This is a genomic window from Methanoplanus limicola DSM 2279 (assembly GCF_000243255.1).
In the GTDB taxonomy this organism is placed as follows: domain Archaea; phylum Halobacteriota; class Methanomicrobia; order Methanomicrobiales; family Methanomicrobiaceae; genus Methanoplanus; species Methanoplanus limicola.
Genome location: NZ_CM001436.1, coordinates 820,837 through 835,122 on the forward strand (window position 1 = coordinate 820,837; position 14,286 = coordinate 835,122).

Genomic DNA, 14,286 nt, shown 5'->3' on the forward strand with positions numbered 1-14,286 from the left:
ACATTACCGGAAATGTCTATTTATTCTTACCCGCAGAGATGAACAGCCCGACACAGCATACAATTATCAGGCAGAGGAATACAGCACCCGGAATAACGCCCGAATTATCCTCTTTTTCTTCAATTTCATTAAAGAGTTCATAATCAGGACTCAATAAAAATTTGTCCCTGACAGTGCTGTAATCAGCGATAAACTGCTCATTCTCCTCATCACCTGCATTTTTGGAGAATTTGACTTTCTTTCTGAGTTCATGAAACCCTTCAGTGAAGACATCTTCTGAAACAGTCAGTACAACAGATTCTCCGGTTGAGAGCCTTTCTATCTCAAAATAATAATTATCAGTTGATCTCTCCTTTGCAATTTTACTCCTCGCCTGTTTTGAACAATTCGTCAGTACAGTTCTGTCAGGATTTAAAAGAGTCAGAGTGCCTGCATCTGCCTCATCCATATCCGGGCCGGTTCCGGTGATATACCAGGCGCAGTGCAGGGCACCATCGCTCACAAGGCCGCTTGAAAAACCAATATCCGACCTCTGCGGAATTTCATCGCCCCAGATCTCATTTATGCCACATAAGAGTGCTCTGTACGTGCATCCGCCGCATACACAGACATCAGGTTCTGCACCGGACATCTTACCATGGTACGCCCCGATATCATCAATTGTAATCTCTACCGGCACCTCACCGTCAAGGAGAACAACTGGCCCCAGGTCTGTATCAGGTGCATCGGATGCACCCGGCATATGGGCCTGCGCAATTCCACATGCCAGAACCATAACAAAAACCAATAAAACTGTAATTCTTTTCATAGAAATCATCTCTCTGCCAAAATCCGGAAAGAAGAGAAACAGCCCTGTTTATATGCCAATGGTCAGGAATTGTGAATATTCAGTGAATAACGCAGAGAATATACGCTAAACCCTTCCACATACATAACCCGGTTCATGAAAGGAAGACCCAGGCATCCTGGCCCGTCAACTTTCAGATAACGGGCATAAACAGACCATAAACCATAACCAGAGCAGATGCTCTCTTTCCGTTTATTATACCGGATGAAAGGTCACCCGGTATTTCACGCAGAAATATTCATTATTTGGTAAAGATTAACAGAACCCCGAATAATTTTGACAGAATAAGCCAAATGAAATTATTTTCGGAAATCTGAGTAATTTCCGATGATATCTTATACAGGCTGACAAAAACTGCATTAAGATTAAAGGCAGTCCGGCAGACGGTGGCGAAAGCATCACAGGACAGTGCAGAGGATCATACCACCCTAAATGCAGATATATCCTGACAATTCACAACAGCAGCAAAAGATTAGCGCTCATTATCAAAATCACGGATCTTCCAGCCAAGATAATCTTTTATGATTATATATGCCATCTCAGGGGGAATAGCACCCTCCTCCGTCACGATAAGATCAATATATTCTGCCGGAGTAATATCAAATGCCGGGTTTCTGACAGTGACATTAGGCATTGCCGCTGCAATTTCCGGACTTAACACCTCGGAAGAGTCCCTCTCCTCTATCTGGATCAATTCTCCGGTGAGTGTCTTAGGCGCAAATTTATAGGTCTCTGCGGCAACCATAACTCTAGTTCTTGCCTCATGGGCAGCAAGGGCAATCTGCGAGGTACCTATTTTATTCACAACCGAACCATTGACTGTTACTGCATCGGTTCCGATAACCACAATATCAACATCCTTCATAAAATACCGGGCAGCAGAATCAACAATAAAACTGGTTTTTATACCGGCGTCACTGAGAGATTTAATAGTCAGCAGTCCCTGGTTTCTTGGCCGGACTTCGGTTGCGAAGACCTCAATATCCTTTCCCTGCCTGTGAGCCTCAAGTATGCAGCCAATTGCAACCTGAGAATTGCAGTGGGTTAATACCACATCACCGTCACTGATACGCCGGGCCCCGATTTCACCGATTCTCCTTACAGCGGAATTTGACCGCTCTATAAAACTGTCTGCCCTCCGGACGATTCCTGCCCTGATCTCACCGGCATCATCACTGCCGTCCATGCCTGAAAGAATAATATTGACTGCATTCGGCAGTGATACGGCAGTAGGTCTCGTCTTAAGCAGTATATCTCCGGCAGTTCTCATTTCAGATAAAAAATTACCGGAGTTTTGGGTATCAAGAGATTCTGCATGACTTTTCAGGGCAGAAGCGGCCTCACGTGCAATCTTTCCCGCCCCCCTAATCTCCATGGATTTTATCTTCAAAGCGGTATCAGCAAGTACGGATTTCATTACTGTGATGGTTATACCACCACAGTTTAATAATCCTGCCGGATTTTTACAAAGTCAAATATCAATTTACCGGAATTTACTGACTGCGACTATAGCCTCCGGTCACTGATTATCCTCTCTGTTCCTCTTCGCCTCATCTTCATCATAGTTCATACCATGATATCTGACAAGATAATCCCTTATCTTTAAGGATTCAAGCCAGCCCTTGTCAAGTTTATGGACGATAACGGTTATCTCTTCGATCTGATTTAGGATAACTTCAGGATTCCCGTCTTCACCAAGCAGAACATGGCTCATAATCACCTGAAGCGGGTTTCTGAGATGATCATTAAGTACTGCAAGCTGTCCGATATTTTTTTCAAGCTGTTTGAGAGTTTCAGCCCTCATATTCTCATTCTCAACCCTTTCAGTAATATCACGGGCGATCATGAGAGTTGCAGGAGTGCCGAAATTATTGAATATATGGGCACTGACCTCAAAGGGAATCTCCCTTCCGTCTTTTGCAACGAAATATACCGTAAAAAAACTGTGTCCCTCCTTCATCCGGCGAAGAAACCCGGGATCATCCGGGATCTCCTCTCTGATAATCTCCTCCGGCCCCATACCTGAAAATTCTTCTTTGGAATATCCGAGAATATTAACGGCGGCATTATTAACCTCAATAAAACGGCCCGGACCTTTGCCATTTCCACAGACAAGCACAATATCGTTACCACTGTTAAAGAATAGGCGGTATCTCTCCTCAGTAACATCAAGTTTAGTCCTGAGCTGTTTCTGGGAAGATTCAAGTTCCCCCAGCATCCCGTTTATTCCGTCAGAGAGTGACGATATTTCATCAGAACCTTCATCCACAACCCTCTGTGAAAAGTCGCGTTTTTTACCGATCTCATTTACGGACCTGCTCAGCTTAGACGTTCTTGAGAGAACAAACTTCTCAAGGAGAAGGAATATTACAACCTCCATAACTATTGCTGAAAGAATGAAAAGTAGAATTGAGAATATAACAGTGGATTTTCCCTGGAGATAGACTGCTCTTGGGATTGTTATCTCAAACAGGATCTTCTCATCACCATAGACATCGTTTATAAGGATAGTTCCAAGGAGATTGTCCTCATCTGCCGGGGTGATATCCATCGGTGCAAAAAGATAAAGGAGATCGTTTTCATAGCGGGTAACCAGGGGGTACGATGTCTCATCATAATCAGAAAAACGCTCCATCTTCTGATTGATCTCTTCTGAGTCGGTCACCGGAATTACAGGGAAATTAGTTATGGCAGAGAGACGGTCGAGCATCCGGTCATCAAAATATCTTGCCATAACAATCGTGCCGATAATTTCATCCCCGGAATCAGCACCGGCAACCGGCCTTGAAGTTATCATAACCGGCCCTTTTGGAAGGATAATTATGCCCATCAGGCCATCTCTGTTCTCCGGAGAGTATGAATGGTAATTAAATTCCTTAATTGCAGATTCAGAAATATAATCCACGCCTTTAAACTCGTAATTTACAAGATCATATTCTGCACCGTCCAGTTTTTCCCCTTCTGCATTATAGAAATTTATCAGGTTAAACTGTAGCCTTTCAAAAGTTTCCGGTCCTAAAAGACCCTTAATATTCCCGGAAGATTCATCATTAAGATAATTCCTGACAGATTCAGTATTTGACCATTCAACGGCAACAGAATCAAGATGATTTATATCATCGCCAAACGCGGTTACAACCCTTTCCAGGTCCTGTTTAAGAATATTCTCCTCAACATCAGAGTAACTGCCAAGGATAAATAAGCCATATGTGGCAATATGCAGAACAATAAGAATTGAGAAGACCGTTGCTACGATAATTACAGTTTTCTGTCGGATATTCATGGCACTCAGGTAATATCTAATATATCTGCCGGATATAAAAACGTGCTGAAAATCAGAAGGAGAACACGAATATTTTTTGGAAAATAATCAGAATTCCAAAAATAGTTCAGTGGAACCTCACATATCCAATCTCTTTTGGTGAGTGTTCATCACAACCGAAATACCAATAAAAATATAGCACAGCGGGGCGGCACAGCAGTGACAGAAACCCGCGTGCATGAGAACAGGAAATCAGCATTAACCACAGAAAGGAGAGTGTAAAATATGAGTACCAGATCATCAATATTCAGCATTGAAAAATTGAGCGAAGGAAAAAGTGAAGACAAAAAGGAGATATTGAGTCAGTTTTTTGGCATTTCCAGAGACAACAGCAGGTTTGCCGAAAAAAAGGCAGATAAATAAATCAGAATAAGCATTAGCTGGTTTACAACCGGAAAAATCATCCAAAAATACAATAATAAGAACAAACCAGGAATAAAGGTGATAATGCGATAACCTGCAATAAGTGAAGTTTACATTACAAACAGACAAATCAGGTACATTAACCTGTCAGCCCGGACAAACCTTAAATAAAATCCATAATATTTAGGACCTCTAAACACGCAACGCACGTACCGATCTCCGGGCACACAAAATAAAATACATACACACTACAATACCAATACAATAAATGCACAACACGATATAACCTTAAAGACGAATTTAAGAAGAGTTATAAATCATCCATTTTTTAACCAAAATACAAACAACAAAGGGCTCAGATTTATATCAAACGCCATCAGCCAAAAATAACATCCAAAATATAAACAATTAAACATCATCTGTTTTGCAGAACTGCCAATAAATGCGGTTCGCCAAAAATATCAGGAAATTATAAACGGCAATACCAAATCCAGACCTCATATCAGACCACATTTCAGAGTCAATATGCCTGCCCGGACAATAAAATATGAATTAAAAAATTTATCCTGAGCATTTCCGGCCGGAAAACGGCAGAATAAAAATCTGGCTGACATGAGCACAGACGCAATATTGCAGGCATGGATTTTTCAGTTACGAACCGAGAACTACCGGATTCACACAATAACAGAATAGTCATTCATGAACCAGCCGGTTCACAGATAATGAATGAAACGGTGCACTATTTCATATGAGAATTTATGAACCAAATATGAGCCAGCACATATCACAAATTACGATACAGAAAATATGGGCATTAAATACCATATTTCAACATTTTGCCGGTCATCACTCATCATCGGTCATAAACGGCAGAGGTTCATGGAGTTCGGCAAATATGCACTTAACGTCCCCTTCTGCATCCGAATAAGCTGTAGCATAAAGATAAACCGTTATCTCCTCACCAGATTTCTTCATAACCTTTAACCTGTGGTCCCTGATCGTCTTCCCAAAGTCCAGTGACCTAAAAACCTCTCCGATTCCCTCAGAGTCCGGCAGCCATTCACGAAGTTCACAGTTAACTATCTCTCCACGCCCGCATCCGAGAAGCTTTTCAGTAGCGGCATTGACATCAGTAATCCTCAGTTCAGGGGATAAGGTTACAAGAGGATCAATATGCGACTCAATAAGGGCCTTTCTGTACTCATTCATCCTCAAAAGCTTCATCTCGGCAACCTTCCACTCAGTAATATCCCTGACAGATTCAATCGCACCGGAGATATTCCCGCAGCCATCATAGAGATACGTCCCCTTGGCACGCATGTAAGAGAGTTTACCCGATTTATCCTTAGAGACGTCTGCAATTATCATAGAACCGGTATTGGTTGTTGCGTTATAATCGTCAGGCATAACCTTACCGGGGCTGAGCAGAATATCTGCAAGTGACGGCCTGCCTGACCCGTACAGTATTTCAGAAGGACGGATTCCGTACTTACCGGCAATATCACCGGCATTTACACCAGTCATCTCTTCAATGGCCCTGTTCCAGGCAATAACAACACCTTCTTTATTTACGGCATAAGTCGGGTCGGGCAGATGATGAAACAATCCGGAGATAAACCTCTCCGAATTCCCGGCACTCAACGCATATCTCCGTTTATCAACAGCTTCACTGATCACATGCGCCAGTTCGGCAAAGAGTGATTTCGGCTCACCACCTTTCCGGATATAATAATCTGCACCGTTATTGATTGCCTCGATTACAACATCCTCACGACCTTTCCCGGTAAAAATGACAAACGGAATATCGTTCCCAAGACTCCTGATCTCAAACAACAGTTCAAGACCATTCATCTCCGGCATCTCATAATCACATACAACTGCATCATAATTACCAACCTCAAGCTCTTTTAATGCTTCAGCTGCTGAATCACAGCATCCGACTATAAAATTTCCTGATCTTTCAAGGAATATCCCGGTAACGTCAAGGACACCAGGTTCGTCATCAACAAGGAGAACCCTTATTTTTTCATCATCCCTGCCTGAAATAGATTTCAGGCCGGAATATTCATTATTCATCCGGCATTCGCAGCCGGAATTCTGAGTTGTCTGTAAAAACATGATCTCCGGGTATAATATTCATTCAGGATATACATTGGCCGAAAAGTATTTGGTTCAGTCAAAATATCCAAAAAAGATCAGTAGATATGAAAAATTCCACAAAATAGACGCGAACGCCCCCGAAATATCATATAAACAGACAATGAACCCTGTAAATTTCAGCCGAATATAAAGAAAACATTTAGATTTAAGAATATTTTCCGAATAGTTTTTGGAAATTTTTAAAAACCTAAATTTATTTGGACTCTGTTAATATCAACCAAATAAAAAATTTGATTGTGTGAAGATGCATCTCACTGAACTGCTCCCCGGAGAGTTTGCCAATATAATGGAGATAAACGGCGGAAGCCACCTGGTCCAGCAGCTTGCGCTCAGGGGACTTTGCCCCGGAAAAAGGGTGACTATGATTTCCGGACGATGCGGACCCATTGTTGTAAAAATCCATGGTGAATCTCTAGTCCTGGGCAGAGGAATGGCACACAAAATATTAGTAGATAGGTGATTATTCTGGAGAAAAAATTATCAGAACTTGAGTATGGAGAAAGAGGAATTGTTCACGACATCCCGTGTTGTGAACATATTTTAAACTGCCTCGGTATAAGACCAGGGAAATCAGTAAAGATGGTTACAAAACAGCCAATCAAAGGCCCTGTTGTCGTCATAGTAAATGAAATCGAAGTGGCTGTCGATTACGAAATTGCTGAAAAACTAAAGATTAAGACAGAGTGAAAGAATCGAGGATTCAGATGGCTGGCAATAAAAATAAGAATAAAGAAAAAATTCTGATGGTCGGAAATCCAAACGTCGGAAAAAGTGCCCTCTTCAACAGACTTACAGGCGCAGATGCAACGGTATCCAATTATCCCGGCACTACCGTTGATTATACAAAAGGCGTCCTTGAGACATCTGAGATAATTTATGAAATAACCGATGTTCCCGGCATGTACTCACTTGAACCAAAAGACGGGGCAGAAGAGGTTGCATTAAAAATTCTTGAAAATAACAGAGATGCAACAGTATTCATAGTTCTTGATGCAACAAGGGTTGAGAGAGGATTATATCTGGCTCTTGAAGTCATTGAAAGGGGCTACAAATCGGTACTTGTCATAAACATGATCGATTCAGCCCATGAAAAAGGGGTTTCGGTCGATATATACAATCTTCAGAAGATACTCGGAATCCCGGTTATAACCACATCGGCACTGAGCGGAGAGGGACTGCTGGACCTCACCGGCAAAATAAGATATGCACAGAAATCGGAGATAGATCTGATAGAAAAGAGGGCAAAAGGAGAGATTACCGAGGAGAAACCCAAAGGCGGCTGTGCCGGATGCGGACTCTGCGGCGGAGGTGGCCTCTGATGACAATATCCACGGCAAAGAGATGGGAGATTGTTGACCTTATTGCAAACCGGACAGTCACCACAGGAGAATATAAGCCCTCAGTTAAGGATTACCTCAGTGAACTTACAGTTAAGCCATTAACCGGAATTCCGGTAGCACTGGCTGTCCTTTACGCATTCTGGAGTATATTCAGCTCCTTCGCAGGGGCACTTGTAACGGATGGCTTCATGGTGAAACTGTTTGACAATTACTGGCTGCCATGGATTCAGAATGTATGGCCCGACCCCGACAGCGTGCTTTACTTCCTCTTTGTAGGCGACCCGCTTGCAGACAACTGTTTTGAGGCCTTCGGGATGCTCACTTCCGGACTTTTTGTCTCAATAGGAGTGGTGCTGCCGGCAATATTCATATTCTACCTCATGATGACTTTCCTTGAGGATTCCGGTTACCTGCCAAGACTGGCAGTGCTGATGGATGGAATATTCCATAAGATTGGCCTTCACGGGTATGCAATAGTTCCTGCAATACTCGGACTCGGATGCAATGTTCCGGCTGTAACAGCAACAAGAAACCTTGAGACAAGGAAACAGAGATTTATCATGATGGTGCTTCTTGCAGTATTTATCCCCTGCGGAGCACAGCTTGGAATAATGCTCGATGTAATCCCGGAGACTGTCGGGTGGGTGATGCTTTACCTGATAATCGGATTCTGCCTCTTTGGATTTATACTGGGAAAGATCATTCCGGGCGGGAACCCCGAAATTCTAATCGACATCCCACCATACAGAAAACCGACATTACAGAATATCTACAAAAAACTCTGGGTAAAAACGAAAGGATTTTTCATAAATGCAATACCTTTCGTTCTGCTTGGAATACTCTTTGTAAATGTCCTTTACCTTCTCGGAGTCATTCAGGCTCTTGCCGATATACTGGCCCCGGTGTTTGTTACATGGTTTGGTGTCCCTAAAGAGACAGTAGGACCCCTGATTGCAGCATTCTTAAGGAAGGATCTTGCAGTAGCACAGTTGTCCACAATTGCCATGACCCCATACCAGATGATAACAGCCGTTGTACTGATATCCATCTACTTCCCGTGTGTCGCAACATTTGTTGTCATGCTAAAAGAGGGAGTCAAAGAACTTGCCGCCGCAGTAGGACTGCTTGCAATAATTGTATTCCTGTATGGCGGACTGATACACCTCATCGGAATACTCCTGGGGGTAGCATAAATGAAAAATAAGAATAATATATTAGAGTTATATACAGGAATTATAGGAATTGCAGCCCTTGCTGCCGGAATATTAAATATAATCGTATGGTCGGGAATATACCAGACAATAGATCTTGGTCTGTTCACTATCGGCGGAGATGACTTCTTCAGGTGGGTCTGGGGAAGTCTTGTTGTAATATTTGGCGGGATTATGCTGATTTCCGGAGCAAAAGACATCCACAGGATTGAACAGTTCTCAAAATCATTTCTGGGCGCTGTAATGATCTGGATTGTCGCCGGTACAGACATATTTGCAACATTGTGTGAAAATATTCCGGCAGGAGAGGAATCGGCAGAATTCTTCAATTCACTGTCAGGTTTCATAAGTGCCTTTGCACCGCCATATGCACCGGCGGTAATTCTCCTTCCGTTCACACTGGTATTCGCAGTTTATTACTTCAGACTTGAAGAGAACTGATGGTGAATAAAAATAACTGCACATTGATGAAAAAATCTGTAGGTATATAATACATCTGAACAAAAACAGATAACCACAGATTAAATGATCAGAACCGGAATATGACCATAAACGGCAGAAGTGACTAATGAAAGCAGAAAAAAAAGCATGCAACCTGTCAAGAAAAGTTGAGGATTACCTTGAATCAATCCTCAATGTCACCATTCAGAAAGGTTATGCAAGGACAAAGGACATAGCAGAGGAGATGTCCCTCAGCCCCTCAAGCGTTGTCGAGATGTTTAAAAAACTTGACAAACTGGGGCTTGTAGAGTACCGGAGATATGAAGGGGTTGTTCTGAAGGAGAAGGGCCGGGAGATTGCCGAGGTCATAAAATATCGTCATGAGACACTCAAAAAATTTCTGATGCTGATAAAAGTTCCTGAAAAGACTGCAAACGAGGACGCATGCTTTATGGAGCATGAACTCCATCCCGAAACAGTACGGCAGATCAGAACCCTGATTGAAATCCTTGAGAACAACCGGACGATCTCCGAAGATATCAAAAGAATGATTGATTCAGGAAAATACTAACAGATAAACCATAAAATGGTTCTTACGAAAACCCTGAATTAAAATTACAGAAAGCCACTTTTTTTCAAACATTATAAATATCCTAAAAGATGATGTAAATCTGATGTTCATCGAAAGCGAAGCAGTTGAGATTGTCGCAAAACTTATGGCAGTCTCTGCACGCACTGCACCAAAATCAAAGGGAAGCGATGTAATTGAGATTAAGATCGTTTCTAAGGATGAACTTGGTGCACTGGCCGCTTCGATGAGGAGTTTCGGAGAGGAGAATAACCTGAACTTCTTCCTCCGCGATGCCGGAAACATTGAAAAAAGCGACTGTTGTGTAATTATCGGCGTAAAAGGTGACGGCTCACTTGGCTTAAACTGCGGAGGATGTGGTTTTCCAACCTGCTCCGGTATGCTCAGAGAGCAGAAAGCTATCCGGAATACAGGACGTGACACTGCATTTCATGGCCCAAACTGCGTATTAAGGCAGGCTGATCTCGGAATCGCAGTAGGTTCCGCAGCAAAGACTGCATCAATACATAACATAGACAACAGAATCATGTTTTCGGCCGGCGTTGGAGCACTGAAACTTGGCTGGCCCGGTGACTGCACCGTAGCATACGGCATACCGCTGTCAGCCTCAGGTAAGAGCATTTTTTTTGACCGATAATAAATTAAGCTCTGTTTTGATAAAAAGAGGATAATAATGCCCAGACTTATGATCCGGGGCGGAGACCTGGATCTTGTCGAGTATGATTTTTCACCATTTGAAGTGGGTGAGAATATCAGAACTCGTGGTATCGATAAAAGGAATTTCAAGCCGGAATTTTCAGAAAAGCCTGTAGAGGTCACAGTTCCGGCAAGAATCCATCTGACTGTCCTTGACATGAACAGGTTTGCACCCAACAGGCCTGGCGGCGGAGGTATTGGGTTTGCAATCCAGTGCTACTGCAATTCTGTAGTTGAAGTCACAGACGGAAAAAACGAGATTGACTATAACAGGGAACCTATAGTCAGGCACCTCATAGAGGTATTTAAGGAAGCTACCGGTTATTCCGGCGGATTTAAAATCTATGCAAAGGACCATGAAAAAAAGCATGTCGGCCTTGGTTCGACAGGTTCAGTACTCCTTGCAGTCTGCCACGGAATGAACCGGGCTATCGGATCACCGCTCAGCAATGAAGAGATCAGGTATCTCATAGGGTGCAACTATGTCGAAGAGACAACCGACGGGAAAATAATCAGCGGGTTTGAAACAGGAGTCGGACCTGCAGCGGCGACATACGGGGGCATGGCAGTTTTAGGCGATGAACTGACCCTTGTATGTCATCATAGTTTTGCAGAAGACGAGAACGTCTATGTAATAATCCCCCCTACTGAAGCTAAGGCATCGGGAGAGGAGGAATTCAATATCCTGATGAACAGGGCAAGGACGCTTGACTCACGTGACAGGGAACTGAAGGCATATTTTGTACTGATGGATTTTATACCGGCGCTCTGCAGAAACGACATAAAAAAACTCGGAGAGATCATCTGGGAGATGGATTTTAGAGGATCAAAGCGTGCGGAAGTTGAGCACAATTCCTTCGAGATCTACTATTACATGAGCCGGTTAAAGGAGGCAGGACTGGAATTTGTAGGCATGAGTTCAGTCGGCCCTTCAATTGCAGTAATCACAAAACTCAGAGAAGAGGAGATGAATGATATACTAAGACCAATTGGTCTTGAGATTGCCATAAAAACAAAGGTTGACAACAGAGGAATACAGTTTGGATAAATATCCCACAAATTTCCGGATAACCAGCCGAAATTCCGGAGATTAAAATCAGGACATCAGGATCTCCGGACATAATGTCAAAAATCCTGATGATAAAACAGAAATTAATTTTTTTTGAGATTATCTCTTTAAGGCCTCAGACATATACCCGCGTATGCTCTCCGAGATTTCAGGGTCATTCATCGCAAAGTCAAAGATAGCCTTTAGATAACCGAGTTTGTCACCGGTATCATATCTCTTACCTGAAAAAGAGAAGGCATAGACATCCTGAATTCCGTTCAGCATCCTTATTGCATCGGTAAGCTGGATCTCACCGCCGACACCTCTCTCAGTTTTTTTGAGGCACTCAAACAGTTCCGGTGTAAAGACATAACGGCCAATCGCACCAAGTCTTGACGGGGCCTCATTCAGTGCCGGTTTTTCAACGATGTCCAGTATCTTATAGAGGGATTCTTCGACAGTTTTTCCGTCAATGATACCATAGCTTGATACTTTCTCATCAGGCACCTCCTCAATGGCGATTACTGAGCACCCGGTCCTGCAATAGACATCAATGAGCTGTCCTGTGCAGGGCTTTGAATTTTTAACGATATCATCACCGAGAAGAACTGCAAACGGGTCATCACCTATATGCTTCTCAGCCCGGAGTACTGCATCCCCAAGCCCTCTCGGCTCTTTCTGCCTGATGTAATGAATATCAGCAATGTCTGAAATCTCACGGATCAGATTCAGTTCATCAGTCTTCCCGTTCAGCTCAAGGTGCATCTCAAGTTCAGGAGAGTCGTCAAAATAATCCTCAATTGCCCTCTTGCTCCTTCCGGTGATGATAATAATATCCTCAATTCCGGAATTGACTGCCTCTTCAACGACATACTGAATTATCGGCCGGTCAATCAGAGGGAGCATCTCCTTTGGCATGGACTTTGTCGCCGGAAGAAACCGTGTGCCAAGCCCCGCAGCAGGAATGACAGCCTTTTTTACAGATGTCACCAGCAGACACCTTCGTATATTTCAGCAGTTTCAGCCGCTCTCCGAACTCTTCTGCCGTCAATCACAAGCTTCCCGGAGTAATCAAGGTTCTCAAACTCCGGCCATTCGGTTGTGATAAGCACAGCATCACATGCCATAACTTCACTAATCTCCTTTGCATAGACAACATCCGGGAAGAGAACTGACATATTCTCCGATGCAAGGGGATCATATCCTACAACTTCAGCGCCCATATCAGTCAGGGCTGAAATAACCGGAATTGCACGGCTCTCCCTTATGTCATCAGTATCGGGCTTAAATGCCAGGCCAAGAAGGCCAACTTTCCTTCCTTTAAGATCAGGAATATGCTTATTTAACAGGTCAATCATCACCAGAGGCTGGGCCTCATTTACATCAAGAACAGCTTTTAGAATTGCTGTATCCACTCCGGACTCCGCCGCACCAGACAGGAGTGCTCTGACATCCTTTGGGAAACATGACCCCCCAAAGCCTATTCCTGACCGGAAAAATGAGGGATTTATCCTTGCATCAAGCCCAACACCCTTAAAGACTTCTTCAGTATCAATGCCGGCCTTTTTGCAGATATTTCCAATCTCATTTGCAAAACTGATCTTGGTTGCAAGGAAAGCATTACTTGTGTATTTGATCATCTCGGCGGTTTTGATACCTGTAATCACCTTAGGGCAGTCAAAGGAGGCATACAGTTCACTGAGGACTCTTCCCGCACCATCATCATAAGAACCTATGACAATCCTGTCAGGATTCATGAAGTCCTCAATCGCAACTCCTTCCTTTAAAAATTCCGGGTTGCAGCCAAGATAAAATCCCTCACCCGCAGTTTTTCCGGACATCCTCTCAAGTGCATCCAGAACAACGGACTCCGTAGTTCCGGGAAAGACGGTGCTCTTCACTATAATGGTATGAATATCTTTCTTACCGGTGTTTTTAAGGGCTGAACCGATATTCTCAGCCGCAGATCTGACATAAACCGTATCAATTGTCCCGTTCTCCGCACAGGGAGTGCCTACAGAGATAAAAGTCAGATCCGTAGCACCAATAGCTGAATTATAATCGTCTGTTGCAGAGATAAGATGTTTATTCTTCTCTAAAATATCAGCAAGCCCCAGTTCATATATCGGGGGAATTCCTTTATTTAAGAGATCAATCTTCTTCTGATCGATATCTACAAAAATTATCTCATGCCCGAATTCCGAGAGGCATGCACCGGTTACAACCCCCACATAACCTGATCCTATTATTGATATTTTCATGAAAATTT

15 protein-coding genes are annotated in these 14,286 nt (G+C 43.2%); 9 read left to right on the plus strand and 6 right to left on the minus strand.

What is annotated here, in order from left to right; genetic code table 11:
• Positions 1–16 precede the first annotated feature (16 nt).
• From METLIM_RS03965 to METLIM_RS03975, 3 genes are all read right to left on the minus strand, one after another.
• Positions 17–817 carry a hypothetical protein gene (locus tag METLIM_RS03965; protein WP_004076627.1) on the minus strand — a complete coding sequence of 267 codons (801 nt, stop codon included), beginning with the start codon at positions 815–817 and terminating at the stop codon, positions 17–19.
• Between the two features lie 502 nt (positions 818–1,319).
• Positions 1,320–2,264, minus strand: a complete 945-nt coding sequence (locus METLIM_RS03970) for a ribose 1,5-bisphosphate isomerase (RefSeq protein ID WP_004076628.1) — start codon at positions 2,262–2,264, stop codon at positions 1,320–1,322.
• Between the two features lie 102 nt (positions 2,265–2,366).
• A complete protein-coding gene (locus METLIM_RS03975) occupies positions 2,367–4,130 on the minus strand; it encodes a CHASE4 domain-containing protein (RefSeq protein ID WP_004076629.1) in 1,764 nt (587 codons plus the stop codon).
• A 264-nt stretch (positions 4,131–4,394) separates the two neighbouring features.
• On the opposite strand from METLIM_RS03975, the gene METLIM_RS16475 reads away from it, so the two are divergent.
• Entirely contained in the window at positions 4,395–4,532 is a 138-nt protein-coding gene (locus tag METLIM_RS16475; RefSeq protein WP_004076630.1) for a hypothetical protein, read from the plus strand.
• An 846-nt stretch (positions 4,533–5,378) separates the two neighbouring features.
• On the opposite strand, the gene METLIM_RS15395 is transcribed toward METLIM_RS16475, so the two are convergent.
• On the minus strand, positions 5,379–6,650 hold the full coding sequence (locus tag METLIM_RS15395; protein ID WP_004076631.1) for a PAS domain-containing response regulator: 1,272 nt from the start codon (positions 6,648–6,650) through the stop codon (positions 5,379–5,381).
• A 286-nt stretch (positions 6,651–6,936) separates the two neighbouring features.
• Between METLIM_RS15395 and METLIM_RS03985 the strand changes: the two genes are divergently transcribed.
• The 8 genes from METLIM_RS03985 to METLIM_RS04020 all read left to right on the plus strand — a co-directional run bounded on the left by METLIM_RS03985 (position 6,937) and on the right by METLIM_RS04020 (position 12,017).
• A complete protein-coding gene (locus tag METLIM_RS03985) occupies positions 6,937–7,152 on the plus strand; it encodes a FeoA family protein (RefSeq protein WP_004076632.1) in 216 nt (71 codons plus the stop codon).
• Positions 7,149–7,379 (plus strand): FeoA family protein, encoded by a 231-nt coding sequence (locus METLIM_RS03990; RefSeq protein ID WP_004076633.1) that lies wholly within the window; start codon positions 7,149–7,151, stop codon positions 7,377–7,379. The genes METLIM_RS03985 and METLIM_RS03990 overlap by 4 nt, the downstream gene beginning before the upstream one ends.
• A 17-nt stretch (positions 7,380–7,396) precedes the next feature.
• Positions 7,397–8,011, plus strand: a complete 615-nt coding sequence (locus METLIM_RS03995; protein ID WP_048145578.1) for a FeoB small GTPase domain-containing protein — start codon at positions 7,397–7,399, stop codon at positions 8,009–8,011.
• Positions 8,011–9,225, plus strand: coding sequence for a nucleoside recognition domain-containing protein (locus METLIM_RS04000; RefSeq protein ID WP_052300876.1), 1,215 nt, complete (start codon positions 8,011–8,013; stop codon positions 9,223–9,225). Before METLIM_RS03995 ends, METLIM_RS04000 begins: the two co-directional genes overlap by 1 nt.
• Positions 9,226–9,684, plus strand: a complete 459-nt coding sequence (locus METLIM_RS04005; RefSeq protein WP_004076634.1) for a hypothetical protein — start codon at positions 9,226–9,228, stop codon at positions 9,682–9,684.
• Between the two features lie 127 nt (positions 9,685–9,811).
• The gene (locus METLIM_RS04010) at positions 9,812–10,255 is read left to right on the plus strand and encodes a metal-dependent transcriptional regulator (RefSeq protein ID WP_004076635.1); all 444 of its coding nucleotides are present in this window, start codon (positions 9,812–9,814) and stop codon (positions 10,253–10,255) included.
• A 103-nt stretch (positions 10,256–10,358) separates the two neighbouring features.
• Positions 10,359–10,910, plus strand: coding sequence for a ferredoxin domain-containing protein (locus METLIM_RS04015; RefSeq protein ID WP_004076636.1), 552 nt, complete (start codon positions 10,359–10,361; stop codon positions 10,908–10,910).
• A 36-nt stretch (positions 10,911–10,946) separates the two neighbouring features.
• Positions 10,947–12,017, plus strand: coding sequence for a GHMP family kinase ATP-binding protein (locus METLIM_RS04020; RefSeq protein ID WP_004076637.1), 1,071 nt, complete (start codon positions 10,947–10,949; stop codon positions 12,015–12,017).
• Between the two features lie 120 nt (positions 12,018–12,137).
• Here METLIM_RS04020 and galU read toward each other — a convergent pair whose 3' ends face one another.
• A complete protein-coding gene (gene galU / locus METLIM_RS04025; RefSeq protein ID WP_004076638.1) occupies positions 12,138–13,007 on the minus strand; it encodes a UTP--glucose-1-phosphate uridylyltransferase GalU in 870 nt (289 codons plus the stop codon).
• Positions 13,004–14,278 (minus strand): UDP-glucose dehydrogenase family protein, encoded by a 1,275-nt coding sequence (locus METLIM_RS04030; protein ID WP_004076639.1) that lies wholly within the window; start codon positions 14,276–14,278, stop codon positions 13,004–13,006. The genes galU and METLIM_RS04030 overlap by 4 nt, the downstream gene beginning before the upstream one ends.
• Positions 14,279–14,286 lie beyond the last annotated feature (8 nt).

Coding starts and splice junctions, on each gene's coding strand:
- METLIM_RS03965 (WP_004076627.1), bottom strand. CDS start 817: ATGATTTCTATGAAAAGAATTACAGTTTTATTGGTTTTTGTTATGGTT.
- METLIM_RS03970 (WP_004076628.1), bottom strand. CDS start 2,264: ATGAAATCCGTACTTGCTGATACCGCTTTGAAGATAAAATCCATGGAG.
- METLIM_RS03975 (WP_004076629.1), bottom strand. CDS start 4,130: ATGAATATCCGACAGAAAACTGTAATTATCGTAGCAACGGTCTTCTCA.
- METLIM_RS16475 (WP_004076630.1), top strand. CDS start 4,395: ATGAGTACCAGATCATCAATATTCAGCATTGAAAAATTGAGCGAAGGA.
- METLIM_RS15395 (WP_004076631.1), bottom strand. CDS start 6,650: ATGTTTTTACAGACAACTCAGAATTCCGGCTGCGAATGCCGGATGAAT.
- METLIM_RS03985 (WP_004076632.1), top strand. CDS start 6,937: ATGCATCTCACTGAACTGCTCCCCGGAGAGTTTGCCAATATAATGGAG.
- METLIM_RS03995 (WP_048145578.1), top strand. CDS start 7,397: ATGGCTGGCAATAAAAATAAGAATAAAGAAAAAATTCTGATGGTCGGA.
- METLIM_RS04000 (WP_052300876.1), top strand. CDS start 8,011: ATGACAATATCCACGGCAAAGAGATGGGAGATTGTTGACCTTATTGCA.
- METLIM_RS04005 (WP_004076634.1), top strand. CDS start 9,226: ATGAAAAATAAGAATAATATATTAGAGTTATATACAGGAATTATAGGA.
- METLIM_RS04010 (WP_004076635.1), top strand. CDS start 9,812: ATGAAAGCAGAAAAAAAAGCATGCAACCTGTCAAGAAAAGTTGAGGAT.
- METLIM_RS04015 (WP_004076636.1), top strand. CDS start 10,359: ATGTTCATCGAAAGCGAAGCAGTTGAGATTGTCGCAAAACTTATGGCA.
- METLIM_RS04020 (WP_004076637.1), top strand. CDS start 10,947: ATGCCCAGACTTATGATCCGGGGCGGAGACCTGGATCTTGTCGAGTAT.
- METLIM_RS04030 (WP_004076639.1), bottom strand. CDS start 14,278: ATGAAAATATCAATAATAGGATCAGGTTATGTGGGGGTTGTAACCGGT.